Raw genomic sequence first — 18208 nt, 5'->3', positions numbered from 1 at the left:
TCGCCGTCGTCACAGCGCGTCCTCCGCCGCCCGGAACCCGTCCGGTGCCGTGAGCGTGAACTGCGGGTCGCCCGCGCCGAGGCGCTGCCCGTAGCCGACGATCGTGTCCCGCAGGAAGGCGGCGACGCTGTGCGCCGCCGAGGCCGCGTCCTGGTGCGGGGCCGCCATGAAGCCGAACTCGGGACGGGTCGCCAGCGCCCGTACCGCCGAGGCCTCCGCGCCGCCCAGGCCGAGGGCGATCAGGTGCGGGGCGACCGAGTTGCCGCCCTGGTCGACCAGTTCGGCGTACGCGGCCCGCCAGCCCGTGCCCTCGTCGGGGACACCGCCGGTGAGGAGGAAGACGATCGGCCGCAGCACCTGCGTACGCTGCGTCTTCACCAGGGCGACGTCCTGCCGCAGCAGCGCCTGGAGGGTGCGGAAGGCGTGGGTGTACGACCGTCCGGGGCGGCCGGTGAGGATGGGGGTGCGGGTGCTGGGCAGCACCGTGTCCAGGGGCAGCCGCACTTCCGTGGCGGCGGCCATGCCCAGCACGCACAGCCGCAGCGCGGCGGAGACGGCCGGGGCGCCGGAGAGCGCGGAGTGCAGCGAGGCCAGGCCCCGGTTGAGTTCGTCGAGGCAGCCCCGGTCGAGGGACTCGTCGAGGACGAGATAGATGAGCGCGGCGCCGGAGAAGGCGGCCGGGGCGGGGGCCGACGCGGGAGTCGGTGCTGGGGCCGCGTCCGGCTGGACCGGCACCACCAGCGTGGGCTCGTACACCTGTGACTGTCCCTGGGCCGGTCCCGGTGCCGTCTGCTGCGGTGCCGCCGTGAGCTGCGCCGGAGCCGTCGCCGGGGCGTCCCACGGGCGCGCGCCCGGAAGTGCGGGCGCGGCCGAGGCCGAGAGGGGGACGTGACCGCCGGTCGCCAACCCCACCTGGCCGGTGAGTTGTTGGCGCAGCAGGTCGAGGTCGCCGGCGACGATGAGGCCCTTCTCGGCCATCACCGTGAACAGGCCCAGCGCGCGCTGGTTCTGGAGTTCGGCGGTGGCCATGCGGGCGGCCTCCAGCTGGCGGCTCATCTCGAAGGCGCCGGCGGCGTCGTCGGGGTGGGTGACCAGGTAGTGCCGGATGAGGCCCTCGCTGTTGGTGAGCATCCCGGCGAAGGAGTCGGCCTGTCGCTTCGTCGACTCGATCTCGTACCCCTGTTTGATGGCGTCGAGCTGGCCGCCACGGTGGGCGCCGCCGACCGCGGGCACGTGTTCGGCGGAGTCGCGGCGTTCCTGCCAGTCGGCGTCGATCAGCGACTCCAGGAAGCCCAGCGCCTTGGCGTCGGGGCGTACGGAGGCCCGGCAGCCGTCGACGAGCAGCCCCTGGGGCAGGTTGGCCGGGAGGGCGCAGAGCTGGTTCAGATGGCGTTGCAGCCCGAAGGAGTCCTCGATGGAGAAGAGCTGCCCGGCGCCGTGGAACAGGCTGGTGAGATGGCCGTGGACGATGGGCAGCGGGTCGGTGAGGCCCGCGCGGACGAATTCCTCGGCGCCCGTCCAGCCGTCGACGCGGAAGGTGAAGGAGAGGGTGACCTCGAAGGCGTGGACGCCGTCCCGGGAGACCAGGGGGTTGTTGCGCAGGACCGCGCTGCGGTGCTGGGGGCGCATGTCGACCTCGTACCGCGTGCGGTACTTGGAGAAGACCTGCCGGCCGGGGCCGAGGGGACGGCCGTCGAAGCAGACCACCTCGCCGGAGGCGGTGGCGTAGACGACGGCGAGGTGGGGTTCGCGCGCCTTGGTGGGGCCGACGGCGAAGCGCGGCACCGGCGACTGGTTGACGATCAAGGACACCGGCTGGGTCACCGGGCACCTCCTGGCCGATCGGGCGGAGCGGGCGGTCTCAGTCGCAGGGCGTTGCCGAGGACCGCCGCGGAGCGGGGCAGGGGACGGAAGCAGTCGCGTTCGTTCCAGTGCGCGACATGGCGCTGGAGGATCCGGCCCGCGCGGGGACTGCGCGCGGCGACGTCGTCGACGAGGACGCGGACCAGGTCGTCGAGGAGGAGCGGATCGGTCTCGGCCTGGGCGGCCCATTTCTGGAGGACGCTCTCGGCCTCCTCGCCGAAGAGTTCGCCGCCGATCACCTCGGCCCACAAGTAGCCGAGCAGGCGCCGCAGTTCACCGTCGGGAGCATCCGTCGCGGCGAGCCGCAGCAGGGTGGGGCAGCCGCGCAGGGCGACGCCGGGGGCGGCGGGTTCCTCGGAGACCAGACTGTCGGCGAGGATCAGGAAGACGAGGTGTCCGCAGGCACGGCTCTCCGCGGTGTGCGCCATCTCGGCGACGGCGCGCAGCACGACGAGCGCGTGTGCGGCCAGGTCCTCCTCCAGCAGGTCGGCGAAGCTGTCGCCGATCGCGATGGCCACCTGGATGTGGTCGACGGTGCCGAGCCGGGTGAGCGCGGCGACGGCGGCGGTGAGGTCGGCACCGCCCAGGCAGAGCCCGTAGGCGCGGGCGGCTGCCGCCTGGTACTGCCAGCTGCCGCTCAGGTACCAGCCGCCGACGAGCGTACGGACGCCGCCGCGCAGGGCCGGGTCGCGGGCGCAGACCCGCAGGGCGTACCCGATGGCCTCGCGGCGCTGCCAGCCGTTGTCCTCGTCCAGGACCCAGCCGGCGAAGACCTGGCTGGCGATGTACTCGAAGGCCTCGGTGGCGATCAGCCCGAGGGCGGTACCGGCGAAGCTGCGCACCTGCTGGGTGGGCGAGTCGACCAACTCGGCGAGCCAGCCGATGAGTTCACGCTGGATGCGGTACTCGGACCAGACATGCCGGATGATCCGGGGCGGATAGGCGGGGTCGCGGTACTCGGCGACCGTGCACGGCAGCCACCCGAAGTCCCCCCGGATCACGCTGCCCACCGTCCGGGCGCGCAGCTTCTCGGCGAGCAGCCGCCGGGACTGCGCGAAGGGGTCGTGCCGCAGCGGTACGGATCCCTGGTCGACGCTGGGTGTGAGGATGCCGCGTTCGCTGCGGAACCACTCCAGGAGCAGCGTCGCGGCGAGGGCCACGTCCTCCTGGGGCAGCCCGCCGAGGACGGCGAGGGCGGCGGCCTGGGTGCGCAGCACGGTGTCGCCGAGCCCCTCGAACCACTCCTCGGGCGTCTCGCCGCCGGCCCGGTCCATCCGGGTGCGCACCCGGTCGGTGTCGATGTCACCGGCCTTGTGCTCGTGCGCCAGCACCTCGGCGAGGCGGGCCGCGTCCCGGCACGCGGTGCTGTCGTCGAGGAGTTCGCGGGCGAGGTCCCCGACCCCGGCGGCGGCGAGCGCACGCTCGGCCTCCAACTCGCCGAGCAGATGGGCGAGATGGGCCTCCAGTACGGCGTCCAGCGCGCCGGGGCGGTCGATCCGCCGTACGTACTCTGCGGCCCCGCGCCCCAGTTCGGCCTCGGGTCCGGCGATCAGGACGAGCCGGGCGTCCGCGCGGCGCAGCAGCTCCTCCAGACCCTGGAGAAGGGTGCCGCTCAGTTCGTCGAGGTCGGGCGGCCGGTCCAGCAACAGGCCCGCCCCGCTGCCGAGTTGACGGAGATCGGTGAGCCGGCTCAGTTCGGCGACGGAGTCCAGCAGGAACCAGGTCTTCACCTGTGCGGCGATCAGCAGCCGCACCCCGGCCGCGGTCTTGCCCGCCCCGCCGGGCCCCCGCAGCACGACCGACCGCCGCTGCCAGGCGTCGGCCAGTACGTCGTCCCAGCGGGGCGGTGCCTGGAAGGCGTGCCGGACGGTCTCGACGGTGGTCGCGGACAGGGCCCGCATGACGACGTCCCGTTCACCGGACGCCACCTGGACGACGATCTTGTCGCCGTGGACCCGGTCGCCGCCGATGTGGGTCCACGCCTCGCGCAGTGTCCCGGCGCGCAGACTGCCCTGTCCGGTGCGGTTGGTGGCCCCTTTGGCCCACGTCCCGGCGCCGACGTTCTCACCGCCGCCGCCCGCGTCCCCCGGCTGGGCCCCGCCGTCGCCGCCACCCGGCGCACCGCCCTGCCCGTCACCGCCCGCCGGAGTTCCCCCGCCGTCACCGGCGCTGCCGCCGGGCGGCCCGGACGCGGGCGTGGGACTGGCGGGGGACGGTGTGGCGGCGGGCGTGGGGGCCGCGACGGGCACGGGTCCGGGCGCCGGGGTGCCGGGCGTGCTCACGGCCCGTCCACGGGCGGGTTGATGTAGTACACGTTGCCCGCCACGTCGTCACGGCCGACGGCCTTCGCCCCCTCACCCACGGCGAACTGACTGTTCGTCACATCCCGCACAGTGAGCGTGGGCGGCGGAACCGTGCTCCCCGAGTCGGTTCCGCCGCCGGCTCTTCCCGCTGTACCGCCCGGAGCGGAGGCTCCCCCTGTCGCTCCGCCGGGCGGCTCCCCCGGATCCGCGGGAAGTCCTGGTGGCGCCGCGTAGCCGGGTACGGTGACCCAGCCGCGGCGCGGTTCGCCGTGCTTGGTGACGAAGTCGGCCGGCAGATAGGCCGCCGGGTCGATGCCCGGGTAGCGGCCCAGCACGACCGAGGTGTGGACGCTCTCCGACACGACCAGCACCAGCTGGGCCCGCCGCGCCTCGGCGAGCACCCGCTTGACCGGCCCGGCGTCCACCAGCCGGGCCAGGTCGTTGATGGCCGTACCGGTCCAGCGCTCACCCATCCTGATCACGAGCCCCTGGTTGAGGCCGACCCGCAGCCGCATCCGGTGGTCCTCGTTGTACTTCGCCCGGTGCGCCAGCAGCGCGTCCTCCAGTCCGCGCTGGAGTTCGCGCAGCAGCCTGGTGGGGCTGGTGCCGACGGGGACCAGGATCAGCATGCCGTCGCCGCGGTCCTGGACCGGGCAGTCGGCGAGGCCGAGTCCGGCCCGGCCGAGCGCGAACCCGACCACCTCGTACAGCTCTTCGTGCAGGGTGGCCTGGGCGCTCTCCGGGCGCAGGCTGAAGTCCTCGATGTCGAGCAGCACGATCCAGTAGCTGAAGGGGTCCGGCGACATCATGACTGTCCTCCTGTGCTCCGGCAGGACCACGAGCCCCCCGGCGATCCCATGCAAAGGCCTGACTTGAGCAACGTCTACGCCAACTGGCGCACAGTGTGGCCGATTTAGCACATCGACATCTTTTCGGACATGACAGCACACTGGCGCATAAGAAGCGCCATGACGGATTCACGTGTTGGACGACCGAGCGAGGGAACTGAGACCCTGTGCGCCAATGGTCTGTTCCTCCAGGGCTGTTGCTGGGCGCGGTGCTCGCCCTGGCGGGCCTGCTCCTGGCGACCGTCCTCACCCATGACCCCCAGGACACGGCGACCCTCCGTTCCGCGACCCCCAGGTCCGCGACCCCTCGTTCCACCGACCTCAGGACCCAACCCCCGTCCCCGGTACCGGCCTTGTGGCCGACGCCCCGGAGCGTGCGCAGGGTCGAGGGCTCGGTACGGATCGGCGGGACGGTGGCCCTGCACTCCGACACCGGGACGGACGCGGCAACACTGGACTCCGTCGCCCGTACCCTCCGCGCGGCCGGCGTCCACCAGTTGCGCTACGGCGACCAGCCGCAGGAGGGCGAACTGCTGCTCACCATCGCCTCGGAGCCCCCTCGATCCTCTGACGAAGCGTCAATAACCTTACGGACACTCGGATTTGAGCCACGGGGGAAGCTCCCGCCCGGTGGCTACGCCCTCTCGGTCGGCAAGGACACCGAAGGCCGCCCCCGTGTCGTGCTCGCCGGCACCGACCCGGCCGGCGCCTTCCACGCGGCCCAGACCCTGGCCCAGCTCGTCCGTCCCGTCGGCTCCTCCGCACCCCGCGCGGCCCTCCCCGCCGTACACATCCGCGACTGGCCGGCCACCGCGGTCCGGGGCATCGTCGAGGGCTTCTACGGCACCCCGTGGTCCCACCAACAGCGCCTGGAGCAGCTGGACTTCGCGGCCCGCTGGAAGCTGAACACGTACATCTACACACCGAAGGACGACCCGTACCTGCGCACCCGCTGGCGCGACAGCTACCCCGCGTCCCGCCTGACTCCGTTGCGCACCCTGGTCCGCCGGGCGGCCACCAACCACATCTCCTTCGTCTACGCCCTCTCCCCCGGCCCCACCGTCTGCTACAGCTCCCCCGCCGACACGGCAGCCCTCACTCGCAAGTTCCGGCAGCTGTGGGATCTCGGGGTGCGGGCGTTCGCCGTGCCCCTCGACGACATCGACATCAGCCGCTGGAACTGCGCCCGGGACCGGTCGGCGTACGGCTCCGGCACGGCCGCCGTCGCCCGCGCCCAGGCCGATCTCCTCAACCGGGTCCAGCGCGGGTTCCTCGGCACGCGCAAGGGCGCGGCGCCGCTGATCACCGTGCCGACGGAGTACACGGGGTCCAGGGCCGGCGCGTACAAGAGCGCCCTCGCCGCCCGGCTCGACCCGGCCGTCACGGTGATGTGGACGGGCGCCCAGGTCGTCTCCCCGACGCTGCGCACCGCCCAGGCCCGCGCGGCCCGCCGCACGTACGGCCATCCGGTGCTGGTCTGGGACAACTACCCGGTCAACGACTACACGCCGGGCCACCTGCTCCTCGGCCCCTACGAGGGCCGCGACCGCACGCTGCCGGGCGTGGTGAAGGGCCTCACCGCCAACCCGATGAACCAGGCCACCGCGTCCGCCCCAGCCCTGTTCTCCCTGGCGGCCTACACCTGGAACCCGGCGGAGTACCACCCCGAGGCCGCCCTCGACGCGGGCCTCGCCACCCTGGCCGCCGGCGACCCCCACGCCCTCACGGCCCTGCGCGCCTTCGCCGACGTCAACCGCGCCTCGCGCGTCAACGCCGTACAGGCCCCGGAACTGGCCGCGCTGACGGCGGCGTACTGGCGGGGTGGCGCCGACGCCAGGAAAGCCCTGCGCACCCGGCTGACGGTCCTGGCCGGGGCCGAGGACACGGTCCCGGCCGCCTTCCGCGCCTCGGCGGCACCCTGGCTGGCCTGCGCGGGCGAGTGGGCCAGGGCCGCGCTGGGCGCGCTGGCCGTCCGGGAGAGCAAGGGCAGCCGCTCCGAGGTCCGGGCTCTGCGCGACGCCGCCCGCGCCCACACGATCGTCGACTGGCAGGGCCGGAAGCGCGAGGTGGAGGTCGGCACGGGCGTCCTGGACACGTTCGTGGCCCGCGCGCTGAGGGGAACGTGAGAGGGCGCCCACCGAGAATCCGGCGGGCGCCCCACACACGTACAACTCCGTACCACCGCACGCTACTTGTTCAGGTACGTCCAGAACTCGTCGAACGACAGGAGCTTGTCGCCGTCGAGGTCGCGGGAGGCGATGATGACCTCGGCCACGGACTCGGTGACGTTCCAGTCACCTGCCTGCGCCAGGGCGGACTTGAACTCGGCGGCCGTGATGAACCCGTCACCGTTCGTGTCGATCCGCTCGAACTGCTTGCGTGCTTCCTCGATGTCCGCCACCGGGACCCGCCCCTTCATGTACGTACTGCTGACGGGGTCAGATTAGCTGGCCAGGCGAGCGCGCAGCGCCGCGACCACCCACGTGAACTCCTCCCGGTGGGCGGCGGCGGGCCCCACGCCCTTCACCGTGGTCAGCAACTCCCGGTACCGGGCGAGCCGTTCATTGGAAGCGGACTCCATGCGTTCGAGTACGACGGCCGGGTCGCCGTCCCCCAGCACCTCCCGCAGGATCTCCTCCGCCTCGGGCGCCTCGGGGGCGATTCCCCGCTCACGGGCCTCCCCCGCCAGCTGCACCAGCCGCATGGGGAACCAGGTGGACCGCCCGGCGGCGGCACCGCCGCCAGCGCCCTGCTCCGCCGCGTTGAACTCGATCACCTGCCGCATCTGCGCCCGGAACTCCGGGTCCTGGACCAGCTCCGCCAGCTCCACCCAGGCGTCCACCTGCTCGGGGGTCGGGTCCTCCGGCAGGTCCACCGCGGTGGCCCGCATCCGGTCCCGGATCGCCGGATCCACCGAGTCGAGCCCGTGGAACAGCTCCTCCACGAACTCCTCCATGATCCGCTTCCGTTCGGCGGCCGACAGCCGCGCCAGCTTGTTCATGAGCGTCATCTCCTCCGCGGACGAACCGCGTCTCGCCACGGACGACAGCACCGCACGGGTCACCTTCAGCGTCCGGATCTGCGCGTCCAGCGCCGCCACATGCGCGGCGGCCACCTCCGCGACCGTCGTCTCCCCGGCCAGCACCGCGCGTACGTGGTCCAGGCCGAGGCCCAGTTCGCGCAGGGTGCGGATCAGTTCGAGGCGGGCCACGGAGCCGGCGTCGTACAGCCGGTAGCCGCCCGCCGACCTGGTCACGGGCGGCAGGGCGCCCTCGTCGGACCAGTAACGGATGGTCCGTACGGTCAGTCCGGTGGCCCGGGCCAGCTCGCCGATGGTGAGATATCCGGTGCCGTCGTCGATCATGTTCGCGAGTCTGGGCCTTCCAGTGGGTGGAGACTCAAGAGGCCGGGAGGGGCACTGTGGGGAAAGAGCTGAGGGACATTCTCGACGGCGTGGCGCGAGGCGTCTTCCCGCCCGCCGACGGCCGTACGACCGTCGTTCCCCAGGCCTGCCACCGCGACGCCGGAGTCCTCGCCTTCACCGCGCACGCGGTCGTCTTCACGGACGAGGACCCCGAGTGGGTACGCCGGACCCTGGCCGGCGTCGACAGCGACGCGCTCTCCGCGCCGATGAACCCGCGCTTCCTGGCCGCCCTGATGGACCGTACGGGCCGGTCGAACGAGACGATCGACCTGCTGGCGGTGGCTTCCCCGGTCCCGGGGGACCCGCCGTTGGCGTTGACGGAGATCGACGATCCCGGTCATCACCGGGTCACCCGGGCGCACCGGCACCGGGACGATGTCCGGGTGTGGGCGGCCGACGGTGGGGTGCTCATCCTGGGGCGTGGGGTCGCGGGGCGGCTGGAGGCCGCGGTGGAGGTGGTGGAGGGGGTACGGCATCGGGGGCTGGGGCGGGCCCTTGCGGGGGCCGCGCGGCAGCTGAGTGGTGGGGAGGTTGTGTGGGCGCAGATGGCTCCGGGGAACGCCCGCAGTGTGCGGGCGTTCCTGGGGGCGGGGTTTGTGCCTGTGGGTGGGGAGGCTTTGCTGCTCGCCCACGATTAGCTTCGCTGGATGGGTGGTTCTTTGGCCGCGGGTCCGGTGGGGGCTGGTCGCGCAGTTCCCCGCGCCCCTTTCGGGCGCCCCTTCGGGACGCTCCTCAAGGGGCTCCTTGACACGGCCCGGCCTCTGATCAGCGGAAGATGCCCGTGTGGCCCAGTGAGTAGCGGCCGGGCTGGGGGTAGACGGCTAGGCCGTGGGGGCCGTTGCCTACCTTGATGCGGGCCAGTTGTTTGCCGGTGCGGGTGTCGATGGCGTAGACCTCGGCGTCGTAACGGCCGGACAGCCAGAGGACCTTGCCGTCGGCGGAGACGCCGCCCATGTCGGGGCTGCCGCCGTCCGGCAGGTGCCACTTCTTGGTGAGCTTGTTCTGCGTGAAGTCGAAGACTGAGACGCTGCCCTCGCCCCGGTTGGAGACGTACATCTCGCGGGAGTCGCGGCTGACGTACAGCCCGTGGGTGCCCTTGCCGGTGGGCAGGAGGGTCGGCCGGGTGAACTTGTCGCCGTCCAGGACCCACATGCCGTCGGCCATCATGTCGGCGATGTAGAAGCGCTTGCCGTCCGGCGAGATCTTGACGTCCTGCGGCATCGCGCCCTCGTAGGGCAGCTTCTGCTGCGCCACGACCTCCATCTTCTCCGTGTCGACCTTCAACAGTTCGCCGCTGAACTCGCAGGACACGATGAAGTACCGGCCGTCGAGGGAGAAGTCGGCGTGGTTGACGCCGTAGCAGCTGACGGGCTCGGTCTTGACGGTCTTCATGGTGTGCGGGTCGCGGAAGACCAGCTCGCGGTCGAGGGAGGCCATGACGACGGCGTACTTGCCGTTCGGCGTGAAGTAGAGGTTGTAAGGGTCGTGCACGTCGACCGGCTTGCCCGCCTTCCCGGTCTTCGGGTCGATGGGCGTGAGGGTGTGGCCGCGGTTGTTGTTGACCCAGAGGGTCTTCAAGTCCCAGGAGGGCACGACGTGTTGGGGCTGGCGTCCGACGTGGATCGTCTCGACGATCTCGTACGTCTTCGGGTCGATGACGGACACGGTGTCGGACTCGGTGTTGGGCACGTACACGCGGGACGGGAAGTCCCGTACGACCGGGGAGAGTCTGTTGGGCCGGTCGGCGGCGTAGACGTCACGGGGGTGGAGGACGGGCGGCATCCCGGGCAGTCCCTGGACAAGGGGCTTGGCGGGCATGGCGGGTTTCACCGGTTTGACCGCTGCGAGGGTGCGGTTCGGCTGGTCCCGGGTCTCGGTGCCGCAGGCGGTGAGTCCGGCGAGGACGGTGAGGGCGGCTCCCGCGACAAGTGCACGGGCGACGGTGGTCGTGGTGGGCATCAGCTCAGCAGCTCCGTGGTGGTCACCGCGCGCAGGCCGCGGCGGTCGAGTTCGTGCAGGAGACCGGGCAGCGCGGCGACCGTGTCCGCGTACCCGAAGTGCAGGCTCACGATCGATCCGGCGCGGACGTCGGCCATGACATCGCGTACGACGGCGGGGGCGCCCGGCGAGGTGAAGTCGAGGGAGTCGACGTCGTAGGAGAGGACGTGCGGGTAGCCGGCCCGGCGGGCGAGCCGTTCGACGAGCGGGGAGGCAAGGGCGGCGCGCGAGGGGCGGAACCAGGTGCCGATGGACCCGGTGAGCGCCGTCAGCCGCTCGGCGCACCCCCTGATCTCGGCATCGGCTTCCGCCTCCGGCATGGCGTTGATGTCGAGGTGCCGGAGCGTGTGGTTGCCGAGTTCATGACCGCCGTCGAGGACACGGCGGGCGAGGCCGGGATGGGCGTCGAGCCAGGTCCCGACGGCGAACACGGTGATCCGGGAGCCGTGTTCCTCGGCGGTGGAGAGCAGCGCGTGCGCGGTGGCGGGGTCGCCGTTGCCGTGGAAGGTGAGGGCGACCCGGGGCCGGTCGCGGGGGCCGTGGAGGATCTGGGCGGGGTAGCGGAGGAGGGGGGCGGGAGCGGGGGCGGGGGTGCGGGGAGTCGGGGTACGGGACGAGGGGGCGGCGGGAGGAGCGGCGGCACCGCCGGTCGCGCACCCGGTGGTCAGCACCCCCGAGGCAACGATCCCGGCGCCCGCGCGCAGCACCGCCCGACGGTCGGTCGTGGTCACCCGCACCATTTAAGAGGGGTTGAGGAGGAAAACGGGCGATTAGCCCGATCGGCGGCCCGCCCACGCAACTTCACAGCCGTAGCACCACAGAGCTGTACGGCCGTAGCACCACAGAGCCACAGAGCCGTAGACGCCTACCTGTCGGCGACCCGCATCTCGAACCACGTCGTCTTGCCGCGCGGCAGCAGGTCGACCCCCCACCGGTCGGAGAGCTTGTCGACCAGCATCAGCCCCCGCCCGCTGATGTCCATCTCCTGGACCGGCATCAGACACGGCAGCCCACGCGAGGGGTCCCGGACCTCCACCCGGATCCAGCCCCGGCGCCGGCGCATGTGCAGGCCGAAGACTCTCGCGCCGGTGTGACGTACGGCGTTGCCGACCAGTTCGGAGACGAGCAGGACCGCGTCCTCCGTCATCTTGGGGGTGAGCCCCCAGTGGCGCAGCACGACGACCTGGGCGAGGCGGCGCGCGGTCGCGGCGGACTCGGGGCGGGACGGAAGCTGAACCTCGCGTTCCGTCGGGTTTCCGAACAACTCGAGCGCCTTGAGCGCCCGTTCGTCCTCGACCGCAGGCGACCACCGCGCTGCCGTCGCACGGCCGTGTCCCCGCGGCTGTTCCATGCCCTCCAGCCCCGCCATGCCCCCATCATGGCCGCCCGAACCGGCCGCCGGGGCCGTTCCCGAGGAATACGCCCCCCGGAACACGTCATTCCGATTCGACCCTCTGGCATATGCCAGAGGTATTTCGTTGGGGCCTAAAGCCCCTCCCACCTGCGACGGAAGCTCACTTTCGGGCAAGCGACAGGCCCCCTCGACAAGACAGGCTTAAGGTTGGTTTAAGGCTCCCATAAACCGCCCTATCGAGGGACCTGGAATCAGACATCGCGTCAACTGCAGGCGCTTTACAAGAACTTCGCCTTGCCGGGGCCCTCCGCCACGAAGCTCCGCATGCCGATCTCCCGGTCCTCCGTCGCGAACAGGCCCGCGAACCAGTTCCGTTCGATGGCGAGCCCCGTCTCCAGGTCCGTCTCCAGCCCCGCGTCGATCGACTCCTTCGCCGCGCGCAGTGCGATCGCCGGGCCCTGCGCGAGCTTCGCCGCCCAGGCGTGCGCCTCGGTGTAGACATCGGCGGCCGGTACGACCCGGTCCACCAGACCGAGCGACAGCGCCTCGTCGGCCTTGACCATCCGGCCGGTGAAGATCAGGTCCTTGGCCCTGGACGGACCGATCAGCCGGGACAGCCGCTGGGTGCCGCCGGCGCCGGGGATCACGCCCAGCAGGATCTCCGGCTGGCCGAGCTTGGCGTTGTCGCCGGCGATGCGGTAGTCGGCGCAGAGCGCCAACTCGCAGCCGCCGCCCAGCGCGTAGCCCGTGACAGCGGCGACGACCGGCTTGGGGATGCGGGCGACGGCACTGAAGGAGTCCTGCAGGTCCCTGGCCCGGGTGACCATCGCCGCGTGGTCCATGGCCTGCATCTCCTTGATGTCCGCACCGGCCGCGAACACCTTCTCCCCGCCGTACACGACGACCGCCCGTACGTCGTCCCGCCGGGTGGCCTCCTCCGCGAGTTCCTTGAGCCGGTCCTGGGTGGCGACGTCCAGCGCGTTCATGGGCGGACGGTCCAGCCGGAGCGTGCCCACACCTTCGGCGACTTCGAGATGCACAGTCATGGAGGCAGGTTAACGGGGACTAACGGCAACAGGGTCGGTGCGGTCGGTCACACTCGGCCGGGGGTCTGGGGGTTGTCCCCCAGGCAGACACAGCACGGGGACTAACGACAACGGGCCCGGTGCTGTCAGTCACACCGGGCCCGTCAAGAACGTAACTGGGCGCTACGCCTTCCACTTCTCCCAGGACATGTTCCAGGCGTTGAGCCCGTTGTCCGGGTCGACGATCCGGTCGTTGGAGTTCTTCACGATCACCACGTCGCCGATCATCGACCGGTTGAAGAACCAGGCCGCCGCGATCTTGCCGTCGTAGCCGCCGCGCACGTCCCGCAGGCCGATGCAGCCGTGGCTGGCGTTGTAGTTGCCGAAGGCGTCGCCGCCCCAGTAGTTGCCGTGGATGAAGGTGCCTGAGGTGGTCAGGCGCTGGGCGTGCGGCACGTCCTTGATGTCGTACTCGCCGCCGTAGCCGACCGTCTCGCCGTTCATCCGGGTCACTTCGAGGCGCTCTGTGATGACCATCTGGCCGTTCCAGGTCTCGTAGCCGGGCGCGCCGGTGGTGACGGGGATGGTCTTGATGACCTTGCCGTCCCGTCGTACGACCATCGTCTTGGTCTTGACGTCGACCGTGGAGACCTGGCTGCGGCCGATGGTGAAGGAGACCTGCTTGGCCTGCTTGCCGTAGACGCCCGGGCGTCCCTCGACGCCGTCGAGGGCGAGGGAGACCGTGACCTTCGTACCCGGCTTCCAGTATTTCTCCGGGCGGAAGTCGAGGCGGTCGTTGCCGAACCAGTGGCCCTCGACGTCGACGGCCGGTTCGGTCTTGACGGTGATCGCCTTCTCGACGTCCTCGGGGTGTGTGATGCCCCGGGTGAAGCGGATCGAGAACGGCATGCCCACACCGACCTTGGAACCGTCCTCGGGCGTGAACGTCCCGACGAACGTGTTCTTCGGGGTGAGGGTGGTGAAGGAGGACTCCTCCGCCGCCGTACGCCCCTCGGCGTCCTTCGCCACCACGTGCACCTTGTACGTGGTCGACGCGGCGAGATGTGCCGCGGGCGCCCACTTGGTGTCACCGGCGGTCAGCGCGCCCGCGACCGGGCTGCCCTTGGCGTCCTCGACCTTGACCTCGGTCAGTTTGCCCTTGGCGGCGCTGACGGTGAGGGCGCCGTTGGTGTCCACGGACTTGGCGCCGTCCTTGGGCGCGATGGTGACGACGGCCTGTGACTGCTGGGTCTGCGCGGTGGAGGTTTCCTTGCCGTTCGGCTTGGCGTCGTCGGCCCCGGAGCCCGAGTCGCCGCCTCCGCTGCACGCGGTGACGGCGACGAGCAGAACTCCCGTGAGCAGTGCCCCCGTTACCCCCGATATTGGTCGCGCGTTCAAGCTTTCTCCCCTCCCGTGGCCTGGTCAGGCCCACTTCCCCGGCGCGTCCCGCGCACCCCGGCGCATATTAACCACAAGGTCACACCCCCCGGCGGCCCTGAAATGTCACTGTTCCGTTCCAACATCATCGGATTGTCGGACCCGACTGTTTACGTCGATTCAGTGACCGCTACTTCACGGCGCCGCCCGCTTTCCACTCCTTCCAGCCCATGTTCCATCCGCCGAGCCCGTTGTCGGGAGCGACTTCCTTGTCCTTGCTGTGGACGACCTCGACGACGTCACCGATGAGACTCCGGTCGAAGAACCAGCCCGCCGGACTGTCCGAACTGCCGCCCTTCACATCCCGCAGCCCGACGCAGCCGTGGCTGACGTTGGTGTTGCCGAAGGCGTCCGGCGCCCAGTAGTTGCCGTGCAGGAAGGTGCCGGAGGTGGTCAGGCGCATCGCGTGCGGCACGTCGGGGATGTCGTACTCCCCCTTGCCGTCCTTCTTCGTGAAGCCGACCGTGGCGCCGTTCATCCGGGTCAGCTCCAGCATCTCGGTGACCACCATTTTCCCGTTGTACGTGGTGGTCCTGGGCGCCCCCGCCGTGATCGGCACCGTGGCGAGCAGCTCGCCGTCGCGCCGTACCTGCATGGTGTGCGCGGCGGCGTCGACCAGGGAGACCTGGCTGCGGCCGACGGTGAAGGTGAACGTCTTGTGCTGGATCCCGTACACCCCCGGCGCCCCCTCGACGTCCCGCAGCCCCAGCTCGACGGTGACCTTGGTGCCCGGGGCCCAGTACTCCTCCGGGCGGAAGTCGAGGCGGTCGGCGCCGAACCAGTGCGGGCGGATCTCGACGGCGGGTTCCGCGGTGACGCGGACGGCGCGTTCGACGGCCGCGCGGTTCTTCAGTTCCCGGTTGAACTCCAGCGACACGATCATTCCGGTGCCGACGGTGGCGCGGTTCTCGGGGGTGACGTATCCGATGAACCGCTCATCGGGCACGTACGTGGTGAAGGTCGTGTGCCGGGCCGAACGGCGTCCGTGGGCATCGAGCGCCACGACGTCGACCGTGTACCTGGCGGCCAGCGCGAGCCGCGCGTCGTCGGGCCGCCAGGACAGCCCGTCGTCGGAGATCCGTCCGGCCACCTCCGACTCCTGCGCGTCCTGCGCCCTGACGACCTCCACCGACTCCAGGCGCCCGCTGGGCACCCGTACGAGAAGGGGATGGTCGGGGCGCACGGCACGGCTGCCGTCGTCCGGGGAGACGCGGATCACGTCCTCCGGCGCCCGGGGTTTCCCGAACATCGAGTCCGTCCCGCCCACCCCCTCCGAAGTGCAGCCGGCGGCTCCGGCCAGCAGTCCTGCCCATGTCAGTACGGCGGCCAGCCCGGCCCTCGCGCGCCGAGCGCGCCCAGTTACGTGCCTCACGCAGGACCCAACGACGCGGCCCGCCCTGGGGAAACGTGAGTGCGAGCCATGCGCTGGGCAGAACAGGGGGGGAGAACGACGCGACAGGGCGCCGCAGCCGGGACGCCGCGGCCCCTGTACGTGCTTCGTTCCACTCGTTCCACGAGTCGCAGGAGGCGGAGAGGTGTCCAGCGCAGCCGAGGAGAAGGCGGTGGCGAAACAGCGCGCCGTCGAGGAGAGGCACCCCGCCGCCGTATTGCCCGACACCGTGCTGAACGGCGCACCACGCGCCGCGCTGCCCGCCGTACCCGTGTGGCCGGGAACCCCGATGCCACTGGGCGCACGTTTCCGCACGGGCCCGGACGGGGTGTCGGGCACCAACTTCGCGCTGTGGGCGGGCGGGGCGGAGTCGGTGGAGCTGTGTCTGTTCGGCGAGGTGGAGGAGGGGGAAGAGGGGCACGGGGGCGGCGGCGAGGTGGAGACCCGCGTCCCCCTCACCGAACTGACGCACGAGATCTGGCACGGCTTCGTGCCCGGGGTCATGCCGGGCCAGCGCTACGGCTACCGCGTACACGGCCGCTGGGACCCCTGGACCGGCGCCCGCTGGAACCCGGCGAAGCTGCTCCTGGACCCGTACGCGCGTGCGGTGGACGGCGACTTCGACCTGCCGCCCGAGGTGTACGGGCATGTCCGCGACTGGCCCCAGCAGCAGGTCACGGACACCGTGCGCGACGACCGCGACTCGGCGCCGTACGTCCCGAAGGGTGTCGTCGTCCACGACGACACCACCGACGACGAGTGGGAGGACGACCGCCGCCCGAAGACGCCGTGGGCGGACTCGGTGATCTACGAGGTCCACGTCAAGGGGTTCACGAAGCTGCACCCGGACATCCCGGAGGAGCTGCGGGGCACGTACGCGGGCCTGGCGCACCCGGCGGCGATAGAACACCTGGTACGGCTGGGCGTAACAGCGGTGGAGCTGCTGCCAGTACACCAGTTCGCGCACGAGGACCACCTGCTGCGCCGGGGCACGAAGAACTACTGGGGCTACAACTCGATCGGCTACTTCGCCCCGCACGCGGGGTACGCGGCGACGGGTACGGCGGGCCAGCAGGTCGGCGAGTTCAAGCGCATGGTGCGCGCGCTGCACGCGGCGGGCATCGAGGTCATCCTCGACGTGGTCTACAACCACACGGCGGAGGCGGACGAGAGGGGCCCGACCCTCTCCCTGCGGGGCATCGACAACAGGGGCTACTACCGCCTGCAGAGCGACGCGCGCCGCTACACGGACTACACGGGCTGCGGAAACACGCTGCACGTGGTCCAGCCGCACGTACTGCGCCTGATCACGGACTCGTTGCGCTACTGGGTGACGGAGATGGGGGTGGACGGCTTCCGCTTCGACCTGGCGGCGGCCCTGGCCCGCTCGATGCACGACGTCGACATGCTGTCCCCGTTCCTGGCGGTGATCGCGCAGGACCCGGTGCTGCGCCGGGTGAAGCTGATCGCGGAGCCGTGGGACGTCGGCTCGGGCGGCTACCAGGTAGGCGCGTTCCCCCCGCTCTGGACGGAGTGGAACGACCGCTATCGCAACGCGGTACGCGACTTCTGGCGGGGCGCGCTGCCGGACGTACGGGACCTGGGATACCGGTTGTCGGGCTCAAGTGACCTGTACGCATGGGGCGGCCGACGCCCCTACGCCTCGGTCAACTTCGTCACCGCGCACGACGGTTTCACGCTGCGGGACCTGGTGTCGTACGAGCGCAAGCACAACGAGGCCAACGGCGAGGGCAATCGGGACGGCACGGACGACAACCGCGCGTGGAACTGCGGCGCGGAGGGAGAGACGGACGACGAGCGCGTACAGGCGCTGCGCCGCCGCCAACTGCGCAACCTGCTGACAACTCTGCTGCTGTCGACGGGCGTTCCGATGCTGGTCGCGGGCGACGAACTGGGCCGTACACAAGGGGGCAACAACAACGCGTACTGCCAGGACAACGAGATCAGCTGGGTGGACTGGAGCCTGCTGGAGGACCCGGGCTGGCGGGCGCTCACCGAACTCACCGCCCGCCTCATCGAGTTGCGCCACCGGCACCCCGTACTCCGCCGCCGGGCGTTCTTCTCCGGCCGGGCCCATTCGGCGGACGGGCTGCGGGACTTGGCGTGGTTCACCGCCGGGGGTACGGAGATGACGGAACGGGACTGGTACGCGCCGGCGGCGACCCTGGGCATGTATCTGTCGGGCCGAGACATCCCGGGCCGCGACGCCCGGGGCGCCCCGATCATCGACGACAGCTTCCTGGCGATCCTGCACGCGGGCGACCGCCCGACGAACTTCGCGCTGCCGGGGGCGCCTTGGGCGGGACGGTACGAGGTGGTCGTCGACACGTCGCGGGAGGAGCAGGGGGAGGCGCCGGGGGTGGAGTACCGGGCGGGTGAGGAGATCAGGGTGGCGGGGCGGGCTGTGGTGTTGTTGCGGGTGGTGGGGTGAGGGGGGAATCGGCGCGGGAGGGGGTGGGTGCGGGTGCGGTGCGTTTTCGGGTGCGGGTGCGTTGTGGCTGGTCGCGCAGTTCCCCGCGCCCCTGAGTGGGTGGGGCTGGCGCCC

The 18208-nt window shown here is 71.4% G+C and carries 14 protein-coding genes; 3 read left to right on the top strand and 11 right to left on the bottom strand.

The features are described from left to right. Window positions 1-9: 9 nt before the first annotated feature. The 3 genes from ACWDR4_RS22735 to ACWDR4_RS22725 are packed head-to-tail and all read right to left on the bottom strand — an operon-like array spanning window position 10 to window position 4975. Entirely contained in the window at window positions 10-1824 is a 1815-nt protein-coding gene (locus tag ACWDR4_RS22735) for a vWA domain-containing protein (protein WP_450411018.1), read from the bottom strand. Then, complete coding sequence (locus ACWDR4_RS22730) at window positions 1821-4145, bottom strand: hypothetical protein (protein ID WP_450411016.1); 2325 nt, start codon at window positions 4143-4145, stop codon at window positions 1821-1823. Before ACWDR4_RS22730 ends, ACWDR4_RS22735 begins: the two co-directional genes overlap by 4 nt. Then, window positions 4142-4975: a hypothetical protein gene (locus ACWDR4_RS22725; protein WP_450411014.1), complete on the bottom strand. Its 834-nt coding sequence runs from the start codon at window positions 4973-4975 to the stop codon at window positions 4142-4144. The genes ACWDR4_RS22730 and ACWDR4_RS22725 overlap by 4 nt, the downstream gene beginning before the upstream one ends. 206 nt (window positions 4976-5181) lie before the next feature. On the opposite strand from ACWDR4_RS22725, the gene ACWDR4_RS22720 reads away from it, so the two are divergent. Beyond that, the gene (locus ACWDR4_RS22720) at window positions 5182-7140 is read left to right on the top strand and encodes a beta-N-acetylglucosaminidase domain-containing protein (protein ID WP_450411012.1); all 1959 of its coding nucleotides are present in this window, start codon (window positions 5182-5184) and stop codon (window positions 7138-7140) included. A 62-nt stretch (window positions 7141-7202) separates the two neighbouring features. On the opposite strand, the gene ACWDR4_RS22715 is transcribed toward ACWDR4_RS22720, so the two are convergent. Both ACWDR4_RS22715 and ACWDR4_RS22710 read right to left on the bottom strand, forming a co-directional pair. Next, window positions 7203-7415 carry an EF-hand domain-containing protein gene (locus ACWDR4_RS22715; protein ID WP_450411138.1) on the bottom strand — a complete coding sequence of 71 codons (213 nt, stop codon included), beginning with the start codon at window positions 7413-7415 and terminating at the stop codon, window positions 7203-7205. A gap of 42 nt (window positions 7416-7457) precedes the next feature. Next, window positions 7458-8378, bottom strand: coding sequence for a helix-turn-helix domain-containing protein (locus tag ACWDR4_RS22710; RefSeq protein WP_450411010.1), 921 nt, complete (start codon window positions 8376-8378; stop codon window positions 7458-7460). A gap of 56 nt (window positions 8379-8434) precedes the next feature. On the opposite strand from ACWDR4_RS22710, the gene ACWDR4_RS22705 reads away from it, so the two are divergent. Continuing rightward, entirely contained in the window at window positions 8435-9076 is a 642-nt protein-coding gene (locus tag ACWDR4_RS22705) for a GNAT family N-acetyltransferase (RefSeq protein WP_450411008.1), read from the top strand. 127 nt (window positions 9077-9203) lie between these two features. On the opposite strand, the gene ACWDR4_RS22700 is transcribed toward ACWDR4_RS22705, so the two are convergent. The 6 genes from ACWDR4_RS22700 to ACWDR4_RS22675 form a co-directional block, all read right to left on the bottom strand. Beyond that, complete coding sequence (locus ACWDR4_RS22700) at window positions 9204-10397, bottom strand: YncE family protein (protein ID WP_450411006.1); 1194 nt, start codon at window positions 10395-10397, stop codon at window positions 9204-9206. After that, window positions 10397-11176 carry a polysaccharide deacetylase family protein gene (locus tag ACWDR4_RS22695; RefSeq protein WP_450411004.1) on the bottom strand — a complete coding sequence of 260 codons (780 nt, stop codon included), beginning with the start codon at window positions 11174-11176 and terminating at the stop codon, window positions 10397-10399. The genes ACWDR4_RS22700 and ACWDR4_RS22695 overlap by 1 nt, the downstream gene beginning before the upstream one ends. 125 nt (window positions 11177-11301) lie before the next feature. Continuing rightward, complete coding sequence (locus ACWDR4_RS22690; protein WP_450411002.1) at window positions 11302-11805, bottom strand: ATP-binding protein; 504 nt, start codon at window positions 11803-11805, stop codon at window positions 11302-11304. A 263-nt stretch (window positions 11806-12068) separates the two neighbouring features. After that, the gene (locus tag ACWDR4_RS22685) at window positions 12069-12836 is read right to left on the bottom strand and encodes an enoyl-CoA hydratase/isomerase family protein (protein WP_450411000.1); all 768 of its coding nucleotides are present in this window, start codon (window positions 12834-12836) and stop codon (window positions 12069-12071) included. Window positions 12837-12998: 162 nt separating this feature from the next. After that, window positions 12999-14213, bottom strand: a complete 1215-nt coding sequence (locus ACWDR4_RS22680) for a L,D-transpeptidase (RefSeq protein WP_450410998.1) — start codon at window positions 14211-14213, stop codon at window positions 12999-13001. Window positions 14214-14382: 169 nt separating this feature from the next. Beyond that, window positions 14383-15624, bottom strand: coding sequence for an Ig-like domain-containing protein (locus ACWDR4_RS22675; protein ID WP_450410996.1), 1242 nt, complete (start codon window positions 15622-15624; stop codon window positions 14383-14385). Window positions 15625-15787: 163 nt separating this feature from the next. Here ACWDR4_RS22675 and glgX point away from each other — a divergent pair, with 163 nt between their 5' ends. Then, a complete protein-coding gene (glgX, locus tag ACWDR4_RS22670; RefSeq protein ID WP_450410994.1) occupies window positions 15788-18094 on the top strand; it encodes a glycogen debranching protein GlgX in 2307 nt (768 codons plus the stop codon). Window positions 18095-18208 lie beyond the last annotated feature (114 nt).

The sequence above is a fragment of the Streptomyces sp. NPDC000878 genome (assembly GCF_053599695.1).
This window is presented reverse-complemented; position numbering and strand designations above follow the sequence as displayed.

Coding starts and splice junctions, on each gene's coding strand:
- ACWDR4_RS22725 (WP_450411014.1), bottom strand. CDS start 4,975: ATGATGTCGCCGGACCCCTTCAGCTACTGGATCGTGCTGCTCGACATC.
- ACWDR4_RS22710 (WP_450411010.1), bottom strand. CDS start 8,378: ATGATCGACGACGGCACCGGATATCTCACCATCGGCGAGCTGGCCCGG.
- ACWDR4_RS22700 (WP_450411006.1), bottom strand. CDS start 10,397: ATGCCCACCACGACCACCGTCGCCCGTGCACTTGTCGCGGGAGCCGCC.
- ACWDR4_RS22695 (WP_450411004.1), bottom strand. CDS start 11,176: ATGGTGCGGGTGACCACGACCGACCGTCGGGCGGTGCTGCGCGCGGGC.
- ACWDR4_RS22690 (WP_450411002.1), bottom strand. CDS start 11,805: ATGGCGGGGCTGGAGGGCATGGAACAGCCGCGGGGACACGGCCGTGCG.
- ACWDR4_RS22685 (WP_450411000.1), bottom strand. CDS start 12,836: ATGACTGTGCATCTCGAAGTCGCCGAAGGTGTGGGCACGCTCCGGCTG.